Source organism: Phreatobacter sp. AB_2022a (assembly GCF_026847585.1).
In the GTDB taxonomy this organism is placed as follows: Bacteria; Pseudomonadota; Alphaproteobacteria; order Rhizobiales; family Phreatobacteraceae; genus Phreatobacter.
The window spans coordinates 1-19,692 of record NZ_JAPSET010000018.1 but is presented as its reverse complement, the minus strand read 5'-3'; the positions used below and the strand labels follow the sequence as shown (position 1 = coordinate 19,692).

The following is a 19,692-nucleotide window of genomic DNA, read 5'->3' as shown; positions in this document are numbered from 1 at the left end:
GATCCGGAAGCGGGCTCTTCGCCGCCCGCGGCGGGCCTCTCACTTCGCGACGGGCATCGTGAACTCGGCGCCCTTGGCAATCGAATCCGACCAGCGCTGCATGATGCTCTTGTAGCGCGTGTAGAAGCGGATGCCCTCCTCGCCATAGGCATGGTGGTCACCGAACAGCGACCGCTTCCAGCCGCCGAAGGAATGCCAGGCCATCGGCACCGGGATCGGCACGTTGATGCCGACCATGCCCACCTTGATCTGCCGCGAGAAGGCGCGCGCGACGGCGCCGTCGCTGGTGTAGCACGATACGCCGTTGCCGAATTCGTGGGCGTTGATCAGAGCCACCGCTTCGGCGAATTCCTTGACGCGCACGACGCACAGGACCGGCCCGAAGATCTCTTCCCTGTAGATCGTCATGTCGGGGCTGACGTGGTCGAACAGGGTCCCGCCGACGAAGAACCCGTCCTCATGGCCTTCGACCTTGCAGCCGCGGCCGTCGATGATCAGCGCCGCGCCCTCGTCGATGCCGGCGGCAATATAGCCTTCGACCTTGGCCTTGTGGGCCTGGGTGACGAGCGGGCCCATCTCGACCTGCGCGTCCAGCCCGCTGCCGATATTCAGCGTGCGCGCGCGTTCCGCAAGGCGCGGCACGAGCTCGTCGGCGACATCGCCCACCGCCACCGCGACCGAGATCGCCATGCAGCGCTCGCCGGCGGAGCCATAGGCGGCGCCGACGAGGGCGTCGACCACCTGGTCGAGATCGGCATCCGGCATCACCACGAGGTGGTTCTTCGCGCCGCCCAGGGCCTGCACGCGCTTTCCCCGGCGCGTGCCCTCGGCATAGATATATTCGGCGATGGGCGTCGAACCGACGAAGGACAGTGCCTCGACATCGGGATGGGCAATCAGCGCGTCGACCGCGACCTTGTCGCCCTGGACGACGTTGAACACGCCGTCGGGCAGGCCGGCTTCCTTCAGCAGTTGCGCGAGCAGCAGGCTCGCCGAGGGGTCCCGCTCGGAGGGCTTGAGCACGAAAGTATTCCCGGCCGCGAGCGCGACCGGGAACATCCACATCGGCACCATGACCGGAAAATTGAACGGCGTGATGCCGGCAACCACGCCCAGCGGCTGGCGCAGGTTCCAGTTGTCGATGCCGCCGCCGATATTGTCGGTGAACTCCGTCTTGAGCAGGTTGGGGATGCCGGTCGCGAACTCGACGACCTCGATCCCGCGCGTCACCTCGCCTTTCGCATCCGAGAACACCTTGCCGTGCTCGCGGGTGATGATCTCCGCCAGGCGATCGTGATGCTGGTCGAGCAGTTCCTTGAACTTGAACAGGATGCGCGCACGGCGCAGCGGCGGCGTTTCCGACCAGGCGGGGAACGCGGCCTTGGCGGCGGCAACCGCGGCATCGACCGCCGCGGGGCTCGCGAGAGCGACCCGTGCCCCGACGGCGCCGGTCGCGGGATTGTAGACATCGGACGTCCGGCCGGTCGTCCCGGCGACGGCCTGACCGTTGATCCAGTGGCCGATCAGGGTGATCTCCGACGTCACCGCCATATTCATGCTCATTCCTCCTTGCCGACCTGAAATGCTGCAAGGCACAAAGACGAGCGGCCGCACATGAGCATTTCGCTGCAGGAGAAGAAGGCTGTCGGTCGGCGCAAATCCAGACGGCAATTCTGCAAGCGTCCATGCGTTCTTCCAGCCTGACAGCGTCCCATCCCCTCCATAGCCTCCATCGCCACACCGCCTCTTCGGGGCGGGTTGAACCAAGGCTGCAGGAGGAAAAAAGCATGGCTGACGGCGCAACGACGGCGAGCATTCGCCAACTCCATCTCTTCGAGCGCGACATTCTGTCCGAAGCGAACAGCCTGGCCGACCGGCTGACCCGGCATGTCGTCGCGGGCGCGGTTTTCGCCAATCCGTTCGCCGGGAAGGGCAAGGCATCGGAGGAGGACCTCGCCCGACTCGCCGAGATCTCCGTCGAAATCGGCACCTTGCTCACCCGGCGCGCGCTCGAGCGCTTTGCCGGCGTGGAGCGCCCGCGCGCCTACGGCAAGGCCGTCATCGTCGGCACCGATGGCGAGAACGAGCACGGCGCGGCCCTGATCCATCCGCGCATCGGACTTGCCATGCGGCGCGGCCTTGGCGCCGGCCCGGCCCTGATCCCCGGCAATGCCAAGGTCGCCGCGGCCGGAACCGCGATCGACGTGATCTTCGGCGGCGCGGACGAGGCCTGGGACTACGACGCCATGGACGCCACGACGGTGACCATCCCGGGTGCGCCCGGCCCGAAAGAAATCGCCCTCTTCGTCGGCTTCGGCACCACCCGCGTCAACGCCCGCGTCCAGGGCGCGAGCCCCCAGCGCGTGGCCGAACTGGTGGCCGAGATCAAGGCGGCGGCAAAATAGCCGGTGGCCTTGCCGTCCGCCGGTGGAACACCCCGTTCCCGGCATGCGCAGCTGGCCTTCGCCCGCACCGGAAACCAGCACGGCGGAAGCCCGCGGACGGAAGGCATCGCTGTCCGCTGCACGGCGGGCAGCCGGCAAGACATGCATGCCGCACCGGGATCACCTGGACAGACGCCGCATCAGCGAAATGACTTCGAAAAGTCAGCGCAGAAGCAACCCGTCGGGCAAGCCCGCCGGGATCGGGAGAGAAACGCACCATCGTCGCAAGACAAGGGAGGACACCATGTTACGCCGGACAGTGCTCAAGGCCATGGCGGCAGCGACCGGAACCCTATTAGCCGGAACCGGCGCCCTTCGCGCGCAGCAGCCGAAACAGACGGTCAGGATCGCCTTCATCGGCCCGCTGTCGGGCGGCAATTCCGCCGCCGGCGTTGGCGGCCGCAACTCGGCGGAACTGGCGGTGCGGCTGCGCAACGCCAATCCCGCATCGAAATACGCCTATCAGCTCGTCACCCTCGACGACGAGTGCAAGCCCAATGTCGGCATCCAGGTGGCGACACGCGCCGCGACCGACCGGCACATCGTCGCCGGCGTGACGCATTACTGCTCCGCCGTGGCGATCGCGGCGGTCGACGTCTACCATCGCTTCAAGCTGCCCGTGGTCGTCTGGGGCGCCATCCTGCCCGCGATCACCTATGGCAACGACTACCGGGAGATCCACCGCGTCAACGGCTCGATGCTCGACGAGACCCGCGTCGCGACGCGTTTCCTGACCGGGCTCGGCTACAGGAAGTGGGTCATCGTCCACGACACGACCGACTACGGCAACGGCCTTCTGCGTTTTTTCAAGGAGCGGATGGCGGAGAGCGACGCGCAGCTCGCCGGCACCTTCGGCGTCGGCGCCGACCAGCAGGACTTCTCGGCCGAGCTGCTCAAGATCAAGGAGATCCAGCCGGCCGTGGTCGTCTTCGCGGGCTTGACGCCGCTCGGCGTCCGCATCCGCTCGCAGATGGAGCGGCTCGGCGTCAACATCCAGTTCGCCGGCGTCTCCGGCATCATGTCCGCCTCCTACCTGGAAGCGCTCGCCCCGACCGCGGAAGGAACCATCGCGTTCCATAACGGGGCGCCAGCCGAAAGCCTGCCCGGCGGGCGGCTCTTCGTGGAGGAGTACCGCAAGGCCGGCTTCACCGATCCCGCCGAGCCCTATGGTCCCTATGCCTTCGTCGCCGCCGATCTCATCATGGCGGCCATCGAGCGGGTCGGACCGGACCGGACCAAGGTTCGCGAGATCCTGAATGCGACCCGCAACTACGAAACCATCACCGGGCCGATCACCTTCGACGATCACCGCCACCACAGCGTCGTCTCCACCAAATATGTCGCGCAGGACGGCCACTGGGTGCGCTGGGAGGACAGCCAGTATGCCAGCGGCCAGCGCCGCCTGAAGGGCCTCTAGAAGAGAAGGTCCAGGCAATGGCAATTCTGTTCGAATATGTCCTCAACGGCGCCGTTCTCGGCATCATGTACGCGCTCGTCGCCGTCGGCTTCACCCTGTTCTTCGGCGTCCTCGACATCATCAAGTTCTCGCACGGCGATGTCCTGACGCTCGGGGCCTTTTCCGGCCTGGTCGCCTTTCTGGCGCTCCAGTCCGTCGGCCTCGACCTTCCCGTCGTCGGTCTGGTCGTCGTGCTGCTCGCCGCCTGCATCGTCACCGGTGCGGCCGGCATGCTCATCGGCAAGGTCTTCGTCATCCCGATGCGCAACGCGTCCAGCTTCAACATCCTGCTGATGACGCTGATGATCGGCACCGCGATCCGCGAGGCGATCCGCCTGTTCTATCCGAACGGCGCCAATCCGAAGGCGTTTCCGACGCTTCTGCCCAAGACTCCGATCGAGATCGGTTCGGTGTTCTTCCGCCTCGACAGCCTGATCCTGCTCGTTCTCGGCTTCACGGTCGTTCTCCTCACCCACTGGGTGATCCGCCACACCAGGCTCGGCCTCGCCATTCGCGCGGTCGCCCAGGACGGGGACACCGCCCAGGCGATGGGCATTCCGTTCCAGCGGATCGTGCTCGCGACCTTCGCGCTCGGCTCAATGCTGGCCGGTACCGCCGGCGTCATGCACGGCATCTACTACAGCGAGGTCAATTTCAGCGTCGGCCTGCTTCTCGGCGTCATCGGCTTCTCCGCCGCCGTCGTCGGCGGGCTCGGCAGCATCTGGGGCGCGATCATCGGCGGCTTCACCTTCGCGGCGCTGCAGACGCTGTGGGTCGTGTTCTTTCCGGATGCCAGCGGCTATCGCGACGTCTTCGCCTTCGCCGCTGTCATCCTCACCATGACAATCTGGCCGACCGGTCTCATCGCCGAACGCTACAGCGAGCGGGTGTAGACGATGACCACGAGAAACATGATCCAATTCCTGTCGATCGCCACCCTCGCGATCGTTCTGGCCGGCACCATCCTCATGGCCGAGAGCCAGTGGCTCGTGGCCGGAGCCGCGGTGGCGGCCGCGGCGCTCGCCGCGGCGCTGTCCCGCCTCGGCATCGGCCGCGGCTTCGCCGCGACCTTGAACGAATCCGGCGCCTGGGTCGTCCTGCTGATTCCGCTCGGCGGCCTCGCCGTTGGCCTGGCGCTCCATGCCGAGCATTTTCCGCTCATGATGCTGGCGACCGTGCTGATCTACAGCCTTGCCTGCATCGGCCTGACCATCCAGTTCGGCTATGCCGGCGTCATCAACTTCGCGGGCGCGGCATTCTTCGGGATCGGCGGATACACCGCCGCCGTCCTCGGCGGCTGGGGCGTGCCCTCGCTGCTGATCCTGCTGGCCGGCGGTGCCGCGGCTGCAGTCATCGGCGCCGTCCTGATCCTTCCCGTGCTGCGGACCAGGGGCCACTATGCCGCGCTGATCACTATCGCCTTCGGCCTGCTCTTCCGCAGCTTTCTGGAGGTCAATCCGACGCTCGGCGGCCCCCAGGGCCTGAAAGTCGAAGGCGCGAGCATTGCCGGGCAATCGCTTGCCAGCAGCATCGAGGTCGGCGCCCTGCAGGCTTCGTTCTACCTCAACTACGTGCTGTTCGCCCTCGCGGTCTTCGCCGTCTTCTTCCTTCTGGCGCGCAATCTCGAAAAGAGCTGGATCGGCATCAATTTCGACGCGGTCCGCGAGGATCCGATCGGCGCCGCCGCCTTCGGCATCAATGTCGCCTATTGGCGGATCATGGCCTTCGTCGTCGGCAACTTCGTGATCGGGGTTGCCGGCGCCCTCTTCGCGATGATGCAGAACTTCATTGCGCCGAGCAATTTCACCTTTTCGGATTCCCTCATCATGCTGTCGATCATCGTGCTCGGCGGGCTCGGCAATCTCTGGGCGATCATTCCCGCGGCGATCCTCGTCGTCGTGATTCCGGAGAAGCTGCAGGAGATCGGCGAGTTCCGCATCCTCGCCTTCGCCGTGCTCGTCGTGCTCGTGCTCCGCTTCCGCCCAAGCGGCCTGTTCCCGCGCGCTCTCCGGCAATTCCGAAGGGAGGTCGCGCAATGACGCAGCTGTTCTCAGCCCAGGAGGTCTCGGTCCGTTTCGGCGGGCTGCAGGCCCTCGACAAACTGTCCCTCGATTTCGGCGAGGGGGTCATCATCGGCCTGATCGGCCCGAACGGCTCGGGCAAGACGACCTTCTTCAATGCTCTCACCGGGCTTTGCCGGACGGCCGGCGGCCGCATTCTCCTCGACGGCCAGGACATGACCGGGCTCCAGCCCCGCCACGTCTACCGGCGCGGCGTCACCCGCACGTTCCAGCGCTCGCGCCTCTGCCTGTCGCTGTCGGTCTTCGACAATGTGGCGATCGGCCGGCAGAATGCGCTGGACCTCGGCCTCATTGGCAATCTCCTGCGGCGCGGTGCGTTCGCTGAGGCCGTCCGGAGCAATCACGAGCGTGTGCGCGACCTTCTGGCGACCTTCAGCGCGCCGCTGGCGGACCGGATCTTCGAGCCGCTGCACCGGCTGAACATGATCGACCGCCGCAGGATCGAGGTCTGCCGCGCGCTCATCGGCGAGCCGCGCCTTCTGCTTCTGGACGAACCCTCCGCCGGCATGACCCCGGATGAAACCCACGAATTCATGGCGGACATCCTCAAGGTCAGGCGCGGCAATCCGCGGATGAGCATCATCATCATCGAGCACGAAATGGACCTCATGCAGCGCGTCGCCGAGCGCTGCATCGTCCTGAACTACGGCCGGAAGGTCGCCGACGGCACGTTCGACGAGGTCGTGGCCGATCCTTGGGTCCAGGAGGCCTATCTGGGAACGTCATGACGGGAAGCCTGATCACCGAAAACATCTCCGCCGCCTATGGCAGCGCCCAGGTTCTCAATGCCGTCTCGATCGCGGCAAGGCCCGGCGCCATCACCTGCATCCTCGGCGCAAACGGCGCCGGCAAGACCTCGCTGATCCGCGCGATCATCGGCCTGCTGCCCGCCTCTGCTGGCCGCATCGTGCTCGACGGCGAACCCTTGAGCGGGCTCTCGCCCCATGCCCGCATCGGCCGGGGCGTCGGCTGCGTGCCCGAAGGGCGCAAGCTGTTTCCCAAGATGACGGTCGAGGAGAACCTGCGCGTCGGCGCCTATCTCGTCGCCGACAAGCGCCTGATCGGCCAGCGCCTGGACCGGGTCTACCAGACCTTCCCACGCCTGGCGGAGCGCCGGCAGCAGTTCGCCGGCACGATGTCGGGCGGCGAGCAGGCCATGGTGTCCATCGGTCGCGCCCTGATGAGCGAGCCGCGCATCCTCCTGATCGACGAGCCCTCGCTCGGCCTGTCGCCGGCGCTGGTGCGCGATTCCTTCGCCATCGTCCGCGAGATCAACAAGACCGGCGTCTCCATCCTGCTCGTCGAGCAGAACGTCCGGCAAACGCTGGCCATCGCGGACTATGGCTATGTGATCAGCCAGGGCTCGGTCGTCGCGCACGGCACCTCGGACGCATTGCTCAACGACGCGGAGATGAAGAAGGCCTATTTCGGCATCGCCTGACCACCCGGCATCGGACTGCCCGATGCCGGCCCCGCCGTCGCGACGCGCTCTCAGCAGCTCACCGTCTCGCCGAGATAGGCGAGCAGAGAATCGTGTACGGCCCGGATATGGGGCAGGAACTGCAGGTCCTGCTGCACGCTGATGAACATCGGCACCACCGCGAACCGGTGCGGAATGATCCGCTTCAGGCCCCAGGTCTCCGCGCGGGCATAAGGCGGCAGCATCACGATCCCGAGCCCTTCCTCGGCGGCGAACATCTGCGAGAACATGCTGGTAGCCCTGAAGCCGATGCGGGCCTCGGGGACGATGTCCTCCAACCACCGCGCGGACGGCAGGTAGATCGGATCGTCGATATAGCCGATGAAGAGGTCGTCCTTCAGGTCGTCGGGGTCCATCACCTCGCGGCCCTGCAGATAGTCGTCGCTGGCATAGAGATAGAAATGAACGTCCGCCACCTTGCGCGTCGCGAGGGAGGCGGCCGGCGGCTTGAAGAAGCTCACGAAGATGTCGGCCTCGCGCTTGGTGAGATCGACATAGTTCGAGGTCGTCACCAGGTGCACCTCGATCTGCGGGTGGACGCCGGCGATCGCCTTGACCGACCGGGCGATCAGCATCGCGCCAACGCCTTCCATCGAGGCGATGGTCACGCAGCCGCTCGCCGCCTGCCCCTGGGTGGCGAGGCCCTGGATCTCCATCAGCGCCGCTTCCATGCGTTCGACGCGCGCGAAGATCTCGGTCCCGAGCCGGGTCAGCGACAGCCCCTGGCGGTTGCGCCGGAACAGCGATCCGCCGGTGCTGAATTCCATCTGCGACAGGCGGCGGCTGACGGTCGACTGGTCGACGCCGAGCCGACGCGCGGCGGTCAGCAGCGTGCCGGCGCGTGCGACCTCAAGCACGACCCGAAGATGATCCCAGCCGAGCTGGTTCAGCGGCAGGTGCTTCGATGCCATGGCTCATGTTCCCTCCCACGTCTCCGCAATGTCGTCGTAGACGCGCAACTGCCGCTCCAACCGGGCGAGCGTCGCGACCAGTACCTCCAGCGCAGCCGCTTCCCCTGAGCCCGTGTCGACGATCGCCGACAGCAGCCCCCGGCTCTCGGCAAACGCCTGGTCGACCAGGCCGGCCGCGCGCGGACCGACGCCGACGACCGCCCTGATCCATCGGCAGCGCCCGAGCAGGCGCGCGTCGACAGGCACCTCGCTGGTCACGAGGATCTCGAGGCCCGCCAGAAGCTCGGCGGACGCCTCCACGTCGCGCGTATCGACCGCCAGTTCGCGCAACCCGGCCCGGGCGCGTGGCGCTGACGCCGCAGGCTCCAGGGGAATGAGCCAGGCGACCGACATCACGCCCCCCTGGACCCGGCCGCCGGCGCCACCTGGCTTTCGGATAGTTTCGCGGCGAAGCGGCGGATGAAATCGCCGGCCATCTCGGCCTTGTTGGCGGTCATGTCCGATCGCAGGAAACTGATCGCCACCGCCGCTTCCGCCCGGCGGCCGTCGGAGGTGCGGACGGGCGCGCCCGCCGACCACATGTGATCGCGCGTTTCGCCGTCGTCGATCGAGGATCCCCGCGTCCTGATCTCCGCGAGCTGAACCAGCAGTTCGTCGATGCCCGGCACGCTTCGCCGCGTCAGGACGGACATGTCGTGGCGAGCGTAGAAGGCGCGCACCTCGTCGTCCGACATCGTGCTCAGCAGGGCCTTGCCGGTCGCCGTGCAGCAGGCCGGCAGCCGCATGCCGAGCCGGAACGTCACGCCCAGCGCATGACGGCTGTTCCGGCACGCGACATAAACCACGTCGGCACCGTCGAGCACCGCCAGGATCGACGCCTCCTCGCGGAAGGTGGTGTGCTGCTCCCAGAGCGCGTAGAATTCGGCCGGCAGCGCTGCGCTGTCGAGCCTGGCATTGGCGAGCTGGACGATCCGCAGCCCCAGCCGGTAGCCGCCGCTGGGGAGCCTCTCCACATAGCCGGCGGCAACGAGCGTCGCCAGCAGGCCATGAACCGAGCTCTTCGCCAGGTCCAGTTGCTCTGCGATCTCGCTCATTGCCACGGCCTGGCCCTGGCGGGCGATCAGGTCGAGGATCTTCAAGCCGCGCGTCAGGGCGGGCGCAAGATCGCGCTCCCGCTGCTTCTGCCCCGTCATCCATCCTCCGTCCCGCGCGGCACCTCGCGTCATGCGACGCAAGGGATCGCCATCCGCGGCCCTTCTCTAATTTCGACATATAGAATGTCATTCGAGGTATCGAACATGACCGGACAATAGCGCGAGATCAAGGGCCACAACCGCTGACGGTGGAGGCCGGCTGGACCGATCGCCGTAGGGTGGCCACGCCAATCGGGCCGGCCGTGCTGGCTTTCCGTTGCTGCCGAAGACATGGCGTCGCCGCACCGCTCGCGCGATGCGGCCGAACCGCTTCCGGGATTGAGGGATGAAGGCGGCCGGCGGGCCGGCTAGACCTCGCGGGCGCCGAGCGCCGCATGCACCGAGACGCGCGTCCATGGCGCGATGCGCGCCTGGAAGGCGGCATAGCTCTGCGCCACCTTGGCGGCCATCGGGCTGCGTCCGGCGAGATCCTGCTGCAGCTCGCCGGCATGCCGCCGCGCGAGCTGCAGCAGGTCCTGCGGAAAGGCGCGCAGCTTGACGCCATGGCCGGCGACCATCTGCGCCAGCGCATCCATGTTCAGCCGCTCGATCTCGGCGAGCGCCACGGTCTGCTCGACGAGCGCGGCCGCCTCGATCACGCCCTTGAGCTCGCTGTCGAGACCGTCCCAGAGCTTGCGGTTGACGATCAGCTCGCTCGAACCGTTCGGCTTGTTGAAGCCCGGCGCGTAATAGAAGGGTGCGGCACGCCACAATGTCAGCTGGATATCGGCGCCGGGCGAGGTGAATTCGGCGGCGTCGATGGCGCCGCGTTCGAGCGCCGGATAGATGTCGCCCGGCGGAACCACCAGCGCGGTCGCGCCGAGCCGCTGGAACAGCTCCGCGCCGAGCCCGGCCATCCGGATCTTGAGGCCTTTCAGGTCGTCCGCAGCGTGCAGCTCGCGGCGGAACCAGCCGCCCATGGAGACGCCGGTATTGCCACCCATGAGCGGCTTGTAGCCGAACCGGGCGGCGCTTTCGTCCCAGAGCGCCTGCCCGCCGCCCTCGAGGATCCAGGCCTGATGTTCCACCGGCGTCAGGCCGAAGGGCACCGAGGTGAAGAAGGCCGAGGCCGGCTCGCGGCCCATGCCGAAGAAGGCCGCGCTGTGACCGAGCTCGATGGTGGCGTTGCCGACGGCTTCCTCGACCGAGAAGGCCGGCACCAGCTCGTTCGCGGCGAAGACCTGCACAGCGATGCGGCCGCCCGACAGCGCTCCGATGCGATCGGCGATGCGCTGCGCCGAAAAGCCGGGGCCGGGCAGGTTCTTCGGCCAGGAGGTGGCCATGCGCCAGCGCCGGATTTCCTGGCCGCGGGCGACCTGCGGTGCGGCGACGAGGCCCGCGGCGGCGGCGAGCGTTGCGCGACGATCGATCCTCATGGCCTCACCACCAGGCGTGGAAGTGGTGGGTCGGCCCATGCCCCGCGCCGATCTCCAGCCGGTCGGATGCGGCGATGGCCTTGGTGACATAGTCCTTGGCCTCGGCCACGGCATGGCCGAGCTCGAGGCCCTTGGCGAGCCCGGCGGCGATGGCCGAGGACAGGGTGCATCCCGTGCCGTGGCTGTTGCGTGTCGCGATCCGCGCCGATTCGAGCCGGACGACCTTGTCGCCGACGATCAGCAGGTCGGCGCTGACCGGCCCTTCGGCATGGCCGCCCTTCATCACCACCGCCCGCGCGCCGCCGGCGACCAGCATCCGCCCCTGGTCGAGCATCTCCTCCTCGTTCCGCGCCACCGGCCGGTCGAGCAGGACGGCGGCCTCGGGCAGATTGGGCGTGATGACGGTCGCGAGCGGGATCAGCACCCGCCGCAGCGCGTCGACCGCATCGGGATTGAGCAGGCGATGGCCCGATGCCGAGACCATGACGGGGTCGAGCACGACGCGGCTCGCGCCGTGGCGCTTCAGGCCGGCCGCTACCGTCTCGATGACGGCGGGCTGCGACAGCATGCCGATCTTCACCGCGCCGACCTTGAGGTCGGAAAAGACCGAATCCATCTGGGCGGCGATGAAATCCGCCGGCACGTCGAAAATGCCCTGGACGCCCAGCGTGTTCTGCGCGGTGAGCGCGGTGATCACGCTGGCGCCGTAGACGCCGAGCGCGGAAAAGGTCTTCAGGTCCGCCTGGATCCCGGCGCCACCGCCCGAATCCGATCCCGCAATGGTCAAGGCAATGGCCGTCATGGCCTCTTCTCCTTCATTGATCCGGCAGGGCGCTGCGTCAGACGGTGCGCGCGCGCGTCGCGAGCTTGCCGGCATCGAGCCCGTAGAGCGCATCGAGATAGGCGCTCGCGAAGCTGCCCGGGCCGGCCGCGTGTTCGGCGGCGATCTCGCCGGCGACGCCGAGCGCGATCATCGCCGCGGCCGAGGCTTCCAGGCGGTCTTCGGTGACGGCCAGGAAGGCCGCGACGATCGCCGCTCCCGCGCAGCCCATGGCGGTGACGCGTGCCATCAGCGGATGGCCGTTCGGCGTGCCGACCCGGCGCCGGCCGTCGACCACCTCGTCGGTCTCGCCGGTGGCGATCACCACCGTCGCAAGGCCGGCGGCATAGGCGGAGACCGGCTGGCTCTGGGCCAGCACCGCGATCTCGGCGGCATTGCCGCGGATCACCGCCGGAGCGCCGGCGGCGAGCTCGCGGGCAAAGGCCGCCCGGCCGGGCGAACGGTCGATGAAGACAGGATCGAGCACCCAGGGCAACGCCTTGGCGCCGGCCGCCGCGACGGCGAGCCGGATCACCTGGCGGCGCGGCTCGTCGAGCGTGCCGAGATTGACCAGCAGGGCGTCGGCACCGGAGACGAAGGCGCCGACCTCCTCGGGCGAGGTGGTCATCGACGGCACGGCGCCGATCGCCAGCAGCGCATTGGCCGTGAAGCCCTGCGCCACGCCGTTGGTGAGGCAGTGGACGCGCGGCCGGTTCGCCCTGATCCTGTCGACCAGGGCGGCCGCATTCCAGCCGAGTTCGGTGGCCGCCATCATCGCCTCCCGTCCGAGGCGCAATATCCGCACATCTCGCTTCCTCCGCCGGCATGACCCGGTTCAGGTTCCGCGGGTTGGCGGTTTCTGCCGCCTCTCAGCCCGAAGGCACCCCGACGAGACTATGATCCTGACGTAGGTCAAGCCGGGCCGGCGTGCAAGGGCCGATGACGCAGCCTGCCCTTGCGAAGCCCCCCCTCCTCGTGGAATCTGCTGCGCAGCACAGAGGCCCGCCATGATCCCCTTCTTCGTCCAGATCAAATGCCAGCTCGGCAAATCCTACGAGGTCGCCGCCCAGCTCGCCGACCGCGAGATCGCCTCGGAGATCTATTCGACCGCCGGCAATTTCGATCTGCTGGTGAAATTCTATGTCGAGCGCGACGTCGACATCGGCCATTTCGTCAACGAGAAGGTGCAGGTCATCCCGGGCATCCAGGACACCCACACGATCATCACGTTCAAGGCGTTCTGACAGCGCACCATCTGATATCGCGGATGACCGATGGTTCCGTCCGGCCCCCGCGGCTCTCGTTCGCAATGTGCGGGCCCTTGGCGGCCTGCGGCGACAGCGTCCTCTGCCTTATTCCGAACGGTCGCGATAGGCATCGGACGCCCGCCAGGCCGCGAAGGCCGGCGCGACCGCGGGGCCGGTGACGAGCCCCGCCTGCCAGCCCGCCGCCGCGGCCGAGACGATCAGCATCCAGCCGGCGCCGAGGGCATCGGTATTGAGGAGCCCGGGGCGGCGCACCAGCTCCTCGTTGTGCGCCACCACCACGCCGTCGAAGGCAGCCCGCGCCGAGCCGACCCATTTGCCGCATTCGATGGTGGCGAACCACCGCCCGGCCTCGAAATCGCGTCCGATCCGTTTCGGTGTGAACACCAGCACGTCGCCGGCAAGCTCCATGGCGACCGGCGTGAAGCCGGCGCGGATCGTGCCGTCGGCCAGCGGCTCGTACCAGATCTGGTTGTCCAGGTCGTAGAACAGCCGCTCGGGATAGCGCTCGCCGGCCGCGCTCATGGCCGCAGGCATCCGACCGTCAGAAGGTGAGCACCCGGCATTCCCCCTCCATCACGTCATTGATCACCGCGGCCGCACCCATCAGGCCCGAACATTCGGCGATGAGGTCGTCGGATGTGTGGCCGATGAGGTCGAGATTGGCCGGGCAGGCCCAGAACCGCGCGCCCTGGTCGTGCGCCTCGCGAATCCAGTCGAGCGCGGTCTTGGGATCGCCGGGCTTCAGGACGAGCCGCTCGGCGACGCCCTTCACCATGAGGCGCCCGGCTGCCGCGGTGCAGACGACATCGACCTCGAAATCCATCGCCGCCGCGATCGCCGCGTAATAGAACGGCGCGCCGAGCTCCTCGACCCGTCCGGGATCGGTGTTGACGAGCAGGATCAGCAGACGGCGCGCGGTCATCTGACGGCTCCCGCGCGGTGCGGCGCCGGCCTGTCGCCGTCGACGAAGGCGTCCGTGCCGATCTCCTCGGTCAGCAGGCGGCCGGCGAGATCCAGTTCCGCGGCGCTCAGACGATCCGGCTGCGGCGCGAGCGTCAGCTCCGCCGCGACCGCCCTGCCGATCGCGGCCTGCACCATGTCGAGGCCGGGGCTCCGCCGGAGCGCGGCGGTCAGATCCGTCACGGCCGGGCCCTTCGCGGCCGCGACCTGCGGCGCCAGCAGCATGGCGATGGCAGGGCCGATATCGGCGATGAGAAGCGAAGCCTGCAGCGCCGAGACCTGGCCGTCGAAGCCGCCGGCGAGCCCGCAGACCTTGGCTCCGCCGATCAGCACGGCATTGGCCGTCGGCGTGACGGGTTCGGCGCCCAATCCGCTGAGGGCCCCGGCCAGGGCCGAGGCGACGCGTGCGGCAAGGTCGCGCACGCCGCCGGCGACGACGAGGTCGAAGGTCAGCACGGAAGGCGTGACCACGATCGCACCGCCGCCGCTGACCCGTCGCGCGATCTCGACGCCGGCGCGCCGGCAGGCCGCGGCATCGATCGCATCGGCGAGCCTCTGGCCACGGCCGACGAGGACGGCCGGCCGATAGCGGTGGAAGCGCAGGATATCACGGGCGGCAGGCCGGCGCCGCGCCTCGGTCAGCGCGGCGGTCACCGCGACGTTCCAGCGCGCCGGAGCGAGCCCCGTATCGACCAGGCGGAGCGCGCCGGCCATCGGCGTCACACTTCCTCGACCTGGAGCCGCCGGCCCCATTGATCGAAGAAATGCCCCTCGTTCAGCACCAGCCGGTCCTGGCCGAGCCGTTCTTCGAGAAGCCGCAGCCGGAGCCGCGCCGTCGGATTGTCGAGCGCCCCGCCATCGGCCGCCACCTCCGGAAAGAAGGCCGCGCCCTGCCAGGCCTGGCCGGAACCGGCGAGCAGCATGGTGATTTCGGGCCAGTCGACCTCCGCGCCGATGACGTTGAAATAGGTCGAGCAGAGCGGCGAGACCTTGGTCTCGGTAATGGCGACGAGCACGACGAGGGCGGTGAACTCGCCGCGACCGGCAAATTCGCCGCGCAGCCAGCGATCGAAATCGGTGCGGACCGGCTCAGAAGTCGACAAGTGGCGTCTCCGGCATGGCCGTATCGAACAGGCGCCAGAACGGCGTGCCGCGGCTCGCCGCATACCAGGCCTCGAATTCGGCGAGCGCGCCGGCGGGATCGGCCGGCTCCTCGCGGTCCGGCTCGCCGCGGTCGAGGGCCAGGACCGCGCGCACCACGGCCGTGAACCGGCCGAGCACCTCTTCGCGTGCCTCGCTCATGGCCTGCCAACCGAGCCTGCCGGCCAGCATGGCCCGGCCCGCGCCGAGGGCGGCCGCCTCGTCATCCGCCTGGCCCACGGCCTCGCTGAGGCCGCGCATCAGGTTGAGGCGCCGGAAGGCGACGGCCCGCTCCTGCTCGAGCGCGGCGATGCGGGCGCCGACGGACCGGCGAAACTCCGTTTCCGCCTCGGCGGCCGTGCTCGCGGCACGCGCGAGATCGTCGAGGAAAGCTGCGGCCGGCATCGTCTCGTCCCTGGGCAAGCTACTGGCTTTCCGTATCCTTTTGCCTCCTGCGTTCGCCCGGACGGCCGTCCTCGGCGTCGGGCGAACGAAAGAAGCATGGAAATGGCGGAGGAGAGAGGGAGTCGAACCCACCAGAGACCGGCTCGCGGCCCCTCCCGGATTTGAAGTCCGGACGCCCCACCGGGGACGATTCTCTTCCAGAATGCTGTTGGCGCGTCGGCGAGTCTTCCGCCGGTTGCCCGAACAAATCAAGCCGGTGCGGATTGATGCGGCGGAGATCGCCGCGGCGGAAGGTCACGCCGTGGCGATCGAAGAACTCCAGGATCTGGATGGCGACCTTGCGGCCATTGTCCAGTCGGTCGCGCAGCTGCGCGGCGATGAATTCACCCTTGGGAGCGGCGGCCGCGATATCGACGATGATGGCGACGATCTCGCCGACCGCCGAACGCAGGAAGAAATGGTCGTGGGCGATCTCGTCGACCCGGCCGAGGCGGCCGGCGAGCTTGGCGAGCCGGCGCACATGCGCCTCGTCGAGGCCGGTGAGGCCTGCTATGTCGCGCACGCGCGGCGGCTTGAAGCGCTCCGCGCCGCCGATCAGGCCGGCGATCCGCTCCCAGGCCGCCTCGTCGGCGGCCGAGAGCTTGACCTCATGGCTGGCAAGCCGCACCCAGGCGCCGTCGAGCGCCAGCGTGCCGTCGGCGGCGAGCGGCCGGAGAAAGGCCTTGAAGGCCGGTGCGGGAAGCCTGGGTTCGCTCTGCATGCGCAGGCGCTCGAGCCCGATGCCGGGCAGGTCCGGATTGTCCTGATGATAGGCGTGGAGAGCGGCGACGATGCCCGCCCGGAAGCGCTCGGCAGATGCCGGCGAGAGCACGATCTCGCCGGCCCCGGCCTGGCTCCTGACGAGACCGAGCCTCGCCGCGATGGCCTCCCGCTCGGCATCGCCCAGGGCGTGGTCGCGCGCGAAGGCGGCAAGGTCGACATGGTGCGGCGGCGCCGCCAGAAGGGCCTCGAGGGCGGCCGCCGGATCGACATGCCCGAGGGCATCGAGCTGCGCCATGCGTTCGGGCGTGCGGCGCTTGCGCGCGGGAGCCCGCAAGTCGAGCATGGTGCCGCCCGCCATGGTGCGCTGCGCCGTCGTATCGCGCAGCACGAAACGGTCGCCGACGGCGGCGGCAATCGGCCGTTCGAGCACCAGCTGCACGCGGACATGCGCGCCGGCAACCGCCGGCGTCTCGTCGATCAGGACAAGCCGGGCGCCGATATCGGCGGCCGCGTGATGCAGCCGGACCGGCATCCATTGCACGAGTGCGCGCGGCTCAGAGGCCAGCACGTCGAGTGCGGCGTCGATGCGGGCGGCGGGCGCGTGCAGGGCCGGGTCGAGCACGACGTCGCCGCGCGCGATCGCATCCTTGCTCACGCCCTCGCCGGCGAGATTCAGCGCGCAGCGCTCCCCGGCCCGGCCGCGCTCCACCGCAACGTTCTGCGCGTGAATGGCCCGCACCCGCGCGCCGAGACCGGACGGGCTGACGATCACGCGGTCGCCGATCCCAACCGTACCGGACAGGACCGTGCCGGTCACAACCGTGCCGGCCCCGGCCAGCGTGAACGAGCGGTCGACGGCGAGCCGGAAGGCGCCCGTGGCGCGCCTTGCGCCGAGCGCGCTAGCCGCAGTGAAGAGCCGAGTGCGGAGCTCGTCGATGCCCTCGCCCGTCAGCGCCGAGACCGGCACGATCGCGGCGCCGGCAAGGCGCGTCGATGCCACCAGCTCGGTGGCCTCCGCGGTGACCTCGGCGAGCCGTTCCGGCCCGACCTTGTCGCATTTGGTCACGGCCACCAGCCCGGCGGACAGGCCGAGCAGGTCGAGAATGGCGAGATGTTCGCGGGTCTGCGGCATGATCCCGTCGTCGGCGGCGATCACCAGCAGCGCGAAGTCGATGCCGGTGGCGCCGGCCAGCATGGTGTGCACGAATTTCTCGTGGCCGGGCACGTCGACGAAGCCGAGCCTCGTCCCCTCGCGATCGCTCAGATAGGCAAAGCCCAGCTCGATCGAGATGCCGCGGACCTTCTCCTCCTTCAGCCGATCGGTCTCGACGCCGGTCAGCGCCCGGATCAGGGCCGTCTTGCCATGATCGATATGACCGGCGGTACCGACGATCATGAGCCCGGCTCCGGCAGGGGACGCGCCGCCCGCTCCTCGGCCTCGGCCTGCTCGGCCGGGCTCAGTTCGCGCAGCACCGCACGCATATAGGCCTGCGCCAGTTCGCTGCCCCCTGCCCGCGCCCGCAGCAGCAGCGCATAGCTCGCGACCGCGTCTTTCGGCACGCCGGCGCCGAGATGGAATGCAGCGCCCAGCATCGTCTGCGCCCAGGCCTGCCCCCGTTCGGCGGCCTTGGCCCACCACTCGGCGGCGAGCCGCGGATCCCGCTCCACGCCGAGCCCCTCATGGTAGATAAGGCCCATCCTGGCCATCGCATCCACCATGCCCTGCCCGGCCGCCGCCTCGGCCCAGCGCCGCGCCTCGCCGTAGTCGGGCGGGATCACCGCCTCGTCGAGCAGCATCATGCTCAGCATGTCCTGCGCCATGGCATTGCCGGCTTCGGCCGCGCGCCGGTAGAACGTCGCCGCCCGCCCGTAGTCCCGCTCGATCTCGTCGCCGTTGAAATAGAGCTGGGCGAGATTGAACTCGGCCGCATGGTCGCCGCCCTGCGCCGCAAGGGTCAGCCAGCGCACGGCGAGCGCCATGTCCTTCTCCACGCCCCAGCCGCGCGAGAAGCACGCGCCGATATTGTTCTGGGCGCGGGCGACGCCGGCATGGGCCAGCGGCGACCAGATGGCGAGGGCCTGCTCGAAACGGCCCGCATCGGCGGCGGCGCGCGCCTCGTCGAGCATGGCCGAGATCGAGTCGGCCGGCTCGGCGGCCTCGCGCCGCGCCCAGGCGCGTGTCGAAAGCCAGTCACGCCAGGCCATTGTCGGTATCTCCGCGTGCAAGTCCCGAGAGGTTGGCGAGGAAGCCGGCCTCGTCCTCCAGGCAGCGCAGATCGAGCAGCAGGCGCTGGCGCTCCACCCGGCCGATCACCGGCACGGGCAAGCGGCGCAGCGCCGCCTGCAGCGCCTCGACCCGCTTCGCCGTCTTGCCGCCCGCTGCGGCGATCGCCAGGCAGAAGCCCGGCAGAGTGTCGGTCGGCAGCGCCCCGGAACCGACCTGGCAATCAGCCCCCACAACGGTCACGCTGAAGGCCTGACCGAGCAGCCCTTCGACGGGGCCGCGCAGCCGCTCGCCGAGGCTTTCGATCTCGCGCGCGGGCCGTGCGAGAAACCGCAAGGTCGGCAGGCTCGCCACCAGGCGATCCGGGTCGCGATAGAGCTTCAGCGTCGCTTCGATCGCCGCGAGGCGGATCTTGTCGACCCGCAGCGCCCGCTTCATCGGATTGCGGTTGATGCGCGCAATGAGCGCCTTGCGCCCGACGATGAAGCCGGCCTGTGGCCCGCCCAGCAGCTTGTCGCCCGAGAAGGTGACGATATCAGCCCCTTCCGCCACGGCCTGCGCGACGGTCGGCTCGTGCCTCAGGCCCTGGCAATAGGCGCTCATGTCGACGAGCGTGCCCGAGCCGAGGTCGTTCACCAGCGGGACATCCGCCCCGGCGGCCAGGCTCGCGAGCTCGCCGGCCGGCACCTCCTTGGTAAAGCCGGTGATGCGGTAGTTGGAGGTATGGACCTTGAGGATGAGGCCGGTCTTCGGCCCGATCGCGCCGGCATAGTCCTTGAGATGGGTGCGATTGGTGGTGCCGACCTCGACGAGGCGCGTGCCGGCACGCGCCATGATGTCGGGCATGCGGAAGGCGCCGCCGATCTCGATGAGCTCGCCGCGCGAGACGATGGCCTCGCGCCCCTTGCCGAGGCTGTTGAGCGCGATCAGCACGGCGGCGGCATTGTTGTTGACGACGGTCGCCGCCTCCGCGCCGGTCAGTTCGCACAGCAGCGCCTCGACATGGTCGTCGCGCTCGCCCCGCTTGCCGGTGCCGAGGTCGAATTCCAGCGCCACCGCCGAGCGCATGGCGGCGACCGCCGCCTCGATCGCGCTTTCGGCGATCAGCGCCCGGCCGAGATTGGTGTGCAGGATGGTGCCGGTCAGGTTGAACACCGGCCTGAGGCTCGGAA

Annotated in this window: 21 protein-coding genes, 1 tRNA gene, 1 pseudogene and 1 riboswitch; of the genes and pseudogenes, 7 read left to right on the top strand and 16 right to left on the bottom strand. The window is 68.9% G+C overall.

Going from position 1 to position 19,692, the window contains the following annotated elements; translation table 11 throughout:
• Nucleotides 1-39: 39 nt before the first annotated feature.
• On the bottom strand, nucleotides 40-1,557 hold the full coding sequence (locus tag OZ671_RS14705; protein ID WP_328286363.1) for a CoA-acylating methylmalonate-semialdehyde dehydrogenase: 1,518 nt from the start codon (nucleotides 1,555-1,557) through the stop codon (nucleotides 40-42).
• Nucleotides 1,558-1,787: 230 nt separating this feature from the next.
• On the opposite strand from OZ671_RS14705, the gene OZ671_RS14700 reads away from it, so the two are divergent.
• The 6 genes from OZ671_RS14700 to OZ671_RS14675 all read left to right on the top strand — a co-directional run bounded on the left by OZ671_RS14700 (nucleotide 1,788) and on the right by OZ671_RS14675 (nucleotide 7,422).
• Nucleotides 1,788-2,405 carry an amino acid synthesis family protein gene (locus tag OZ671_RS14700; RefSeq protein ID WP_268861441.1) on the top strand — a complete coding sequence of 206 codons (618 nt, stop codon included), beginning with the start codon at nucleotides 1,788-1,790 and terminating at the stop codon, nucleotides 2,403-2,405.
• Between the two features lie 283 nt (nucleotides 2,406-2,688).
• Entirely contained in the window at nucleotides 2,689-3,861 is a 1,173-nt protein-coding gene (locus tag OZ671_RS14695; protein WP_268861440.1) for a branched-chain amino acid ABC transporter substrate-binding protein, read from the top strand.
• Nucleotides 3,862-3,878: 17 nt separating this feature from the next.
• A complete protein-coding gene (locus OZ671_RS14690) occupies nucleotides 3,879-4,793 on the top strand; it encodes a branched-chain amino acid ABC transporter permease (RefSeq protein ID WP_268861439.1) in 915 nt (304 codons plus the stop codon).
• A gap of 3 nt (nucleotides 4,794-4,796) precedes the next feature.
• A complete protein-coding gene (locus tag OZ671_RS14685; RefSeq protein WP_268861438.1) occupies nucleotides 4,797-5,939 on the top strand; it encodes a branched-chain amino acid ABC transporter permease in 1,143 nt (380 codons plus the stop codon).
• Nucleotides 5,936-6,709 carry an ABC transporter ATP-binding protein gene (locus OZ671_RS14680; protein WP_038306560.1) on the top strand — a complete coding sequence of 258 codons (774 nt, stop codon included), beginning with the start codon at nucleotides 5,936-5,938 and terminating at the stop codon, nucleotides 6,707-6,709. Before OZ671_RS14685 ends, OZ671_RS14680 begins: the two co-directional genes overlap by 4 nt.
• On the top strand, nucleotides 6,706-7,422 hold the full coding sequence (locus OZ671_RS14675; protein WP_268861437.1) for an ABC transporter ATP-binding protein: 717 nt from the start codon (nucleotides 6,706-6,708) through the stop codon (nucleotides 7,420-7,422). Before OZ671_RS14680 ends, OZ671_RS14675 begins: the two co-directional genes overlap by 4 nt.
• 50 nt (nucleotides 7,423-7,472) lie before the next feature.
• Here OZ671_RS14675 and OZ671_RS14670 read toward each other — a convergent pair whose 3' ends face one another.
• The 6 genes from OZ671_RS14670 to OZ671_RS14645 form a co-directional block, all read right to left on the bottom strand.
• A complete protein-coding gene (locus OZ671_RS14670; protein WP_038306564.1) occupies nucleotides 7,473-8,372 on the bottom strand; it encodes a LysR family transcriptional regulator in 900 nt (299 codons plus the stop codon).
• Nucleotides 8,373-8,375: 3 nt separating this feature from the next.
• On the bottom strand, nucleotides 8,376-8,765 hold the full coding sequence (locus OZ671_RS14665; RefSeq protein ID WP_268861436.1) for a hypothetical protein: 390 nt from the start codon (nucleotides 8,763-8,765) through the stop codon (nucleotides 8,376-8,378).
• A complete protein-coding gene (locus OZ671_RS14660; RefSeq protein WP_268861435.1) occupies nucleotides 8,765-9,565 on the bottom strand; it encodes an IclR family transcriptional regulator in 801 nt (266 codons plus the stop codon). The genes OZ671_RS14665 and OZ671_RS14660 overlap by 1 nt, the downstream gene beginning before the upstream one ends.
• Nucleotides 9,566-9,873: 308 nt before the next feature.
• Complete coding sequence (locus tag OZ671_RS14655) at nucleotides 9,874-10,941, bottom strand: TRAP transporter substrate-binding protein (RefSeq protein WP_268861434.1); 1,068 nt, start codon at nucleotides 10,939-10,941, stop codon at nucleotides 9,874-9,876.
• 4 nt (nucleotides 10,942-10,945) lie between these two features.
• Complete coding sequence (gene thiD / locus OZ671_RS14650; protein WP_268861433.1) at nucleotides 10,946-11,743, bottom strand: bifunctional hydroxymethylpyrimidine kinase/phosphomethylpyrimidine kinase; 798 nt, start codon at nucleotides 11,741-11,743, stop codon at nucleotides 10,946-10,948.
• A gap of 37 nt (nucleotides 11,744-11,780) precedes the next feature.
• Complete coding sequence (locus OZ671_RS14645; RefSeq protein ID WP_268861432.1) at nucleotides 11,781-12,533, bottom strand: hydroxyethylthiazole kinase; 753 nt, start codon at nucleotides 12,531-12,533, stop codon at nucleotides 11,781-11,783.
• A 23-nt stretch (nucleotides 12,534-12,556) separates the two neighbouring features.
• A riboswitch (TPP riboswitch) is annotated at nucleotides 12,557-12,659 on the bottom strand.
• 109 nt (nucleotides 12,660-12,768) lie between these two features.
• Between OZ671_RS14645 and OZ671_RS14640 the strand changes: the two genes are divergently transcribed.
• Complete coding sequence (locus OZ671_RS14640; RefSeq protein ID WP_038306572.1) at nucleotides 12,769-13,005, top strand: Lrp/AsnC ligand binding domain-containing protein; 237 nt, start codon at nucleotides 12,769-12,771, stop codon at nucleotides 13,003-13,005.
• A gap of 108 nt (nucleotides 13,006-13,113) precedes the next feature.
• Here the strand turns inward: OZ671_RS14640 and OZ671_RS14635 are convergent, their stop codons facing one another.
• The 9 genes and pseudogenes from OZ671_RS14635 to selA form a co-directional block, all read right to left on the bottom strand.
• Complete coding sequence (locus tag OZ671_RS14635; protein WP_268861431.1) at nucleotides 13,114-13,551, bottom strand: glycine cleavage system protein H; 438 nt, start codon at nucleotides 13,549-13,551, stop codon at nucleotides 13,114-13,116.
• A gap of 19 nt (nucleotides 13,552-13,570) precedes the next feature.
• Complete coding sequence (locus OZ671_RS14630; protein WP_268861430.1) at nucleotides 13,571-13,951, bottom strand: DsrE/DsrF/DrsH-like family protein; 381 nt, start codon at nucleotides 13,949-13,951, stop codon at nucleotides 13,571-13,573.
• Nucleotides 13,948-14,703 carry a lipoate--protein ligase family protein gene (locus OZ671_RS14625; RefSeq protein ID WP_268861429.1) on the bottom strand — a complete coding sequence of 252 codons (756 nt, stop codon included), beginning with the start codon at nucleotides 14,701-14,703 and terminating at the stop codon, nucleotides 13,948-13,950. The genes OZ671_RS14630 and OZ671_RS14625 overlap by 4 nt, the downstream gene beginning before the upstream one ends.
• 5 nt (nucleotides 14,704-14,708) lie before the next feature.
• Nucleotides 14,709-15,092, bottom strand: a complete 384-nt coding sequence (locus OZ671_RS14620) for a hypothetical protein (RefSeq protein ID WP_268861428.1) — start codon at nucleotides 15,090-15,092, stop codon at nucleotides 14,709-14,711.
• Entirely contained in the window at nucleotides 15,079-15,534 is a 456-nt protein-coding gene (locus OZ671_RS14615; protein ID WP_268861427.1) for a hypothetical protein, read from the bottom strand. The genes OZ671_RS14620 and OZ671_RS14615 overlap by 14 nt, the downstream gene beginning before the upstream one ends.
• Before the next feature lie 103 nt (nucleotides 15,535-15,637).
• Nucleotides 15,638-15,733, bottom strand: a tRNA-Sec gene (locus OZ671_RS14610).
• Nucleotides 15,734-15,859: 126 nt separating this feature from the next.
• Nucleotides 15,860-17,692: pseudogene (selB, locus tag OZ671_RS14605) on the bottom strand (selenocysteine-specific translation elongation factor); the annotation flags it as partial.
• Nucleotides 17,689-18,501, bottom strand: coding sequence for a tetratricopeptide repeat protein (locus tag OZ671_RS14600; RefSeq protein WP_268861426.1), 813 nt, complete (start codon nucleotides 18,499-18,501; stop codon nucleotides 17,689-17,691). The gene OZ671_RS14600 and the pseudogene selB, both read right to left, overlap by 4 nt.
• On the bottom strand, nucleotides 18,488-19,692 hold a 1,205-nt coding region (selA, locus tag OZ671_RS14595), incomplete at its 5' end, for an L-seryl-tRNA(Sec) selenium transferase (RefSeq protein WP_268861425.1). The genes OZ671_RS14600 and selA, both read right to left, overlap by 14 nt.

Coding starts and splice junctions, on each gene's coding strand:
- OZ671_RS14655 (WP_268861434.1), bottom strand. CDS start 10,941: ATGAGGATCGATCGTCGCGCAACGCTCGCCGCCGCCGCGGGCCTCGTC.
- OZ671_RS14635 (WP_268861431.1), bottom strand. CDS start 13,551: ATGAGCGCGGCCGGCGAGCGCTATCCCGAGCGGCTGTTCTACGACCTG.
- OZ671_RS14645 (WP_268861432.1), bottom strand. CDS start 12,533: ATGGCGGCCACCGAACTCGGCTGGAATGCGGCCGCCCTGGTCGACAGG.
- OZ671_RS14685 (WP_268861438.1), top strand. CDS start 4,797: ATGACCACGAGAAACATGATCCAATTCCTGTCGATCGCCACCCTCGCG.
- OZ671_RS14600 (WP_268861426.1), bottom strand. CDS start 18,501: ATGGCCTGGCGTGACTGGCTTTCGACACGCGCCTGGGCGCGGCGCGAG.
- OZ671_RS14665 (WP_268861436.1), bottom strand. CDS start 8,765: ATGTCGGTCGCCTGGCTCATTCCCCTGGAGCCTGCGGCGTCAGCGCCA.
- OZ671_RS14690 (WP_268861439.1), top strand. CDS start 3,879: ATGGCAATTCTGTTCGAATATGTCCTCAACGGCGCCGTTCTCGGCATC.
- OZ671_RS14675 (WP_268861437.1), top strand. CDS start 6,706: ATGACGGGAAGCCTGATCACCGAAAACATCTCCGCCGCCTATGGCAGC.
- OZ671_RS14630 (WP_268861430.1), bottom strand. CDS start 13,951: ATGACCGCGCGCCGTCTGCTGATCCTGCTCGTCAACACCGATCCCGGA.
- OZ671_RS14705 (WP_328286363.1), bottom strand. CDS start 1,557: ATGAATATGGCGGTGACGTCGGAGATCACCCTGATCGGCCACTGGATC.
- OZ671_RS14615 (WP_268861427.1), bottom strand. CDS start 15,534: ATGCCGGCCGCAGCTTTCCTCGACGATCTCGCGCGTGCCGCGAGCACG.
- OZ671_RS14660 (WP_268861435.1), bottom strand. CDS start 9,565: ATGACGGGGCAGAAGCAGCGGGAGCGCGATCTTGCGCCCGCCCTGACG.
- OZ671_RS14695 (WP_268861440.1), top strand. CDS start 2,689: ATGTTACGCCGGACAGTGCTCAAGGCCATGGCGGCAGCGACCGGAACC.
- OZ671_RS14625 (WP_268861429.1), bottom strand. CDS start 14,703: ATGGCCGGCGCGCTCCGCCTGGTCGATACGGGGCTCGCTCCGGCGCGC.
- OZ671_RS14670 (WP_038306564.1), bottom strand. CDS start 8,372: ATGGCATCGAAGCACCTGCCGCTGAACCAGCTCGGCTGGGATCATCTT.
- OZ671_RS14640 (WP_038306572.1), top strand. CDS start 12,769: ATGATCCCCTTCTTCGTCCAGATCAAATGCCAGCTCGGCAAATCCTAC.
- thiD (WP_268861433.1), bottom strand. CDS start 11,743: ATGACGGCCATTGCCTTGACCATTGCGGGATCGGATTCGGGCGGTGGC.
- OZ671_RS14680 (WP_038306560.1), top strand. CDS start 5,936: ATGACGCAGCTGTTCTCAGCCCAGGAGGTCTCGGTCCGTTTCGGCGGG.
- OZ671_RS14700 (WP_268861441.1), top strand. CDS start 1,788: ATGGCTGACGGCGCAACGACGGCGAGCATTCGCCAACTCCATCTCTTC.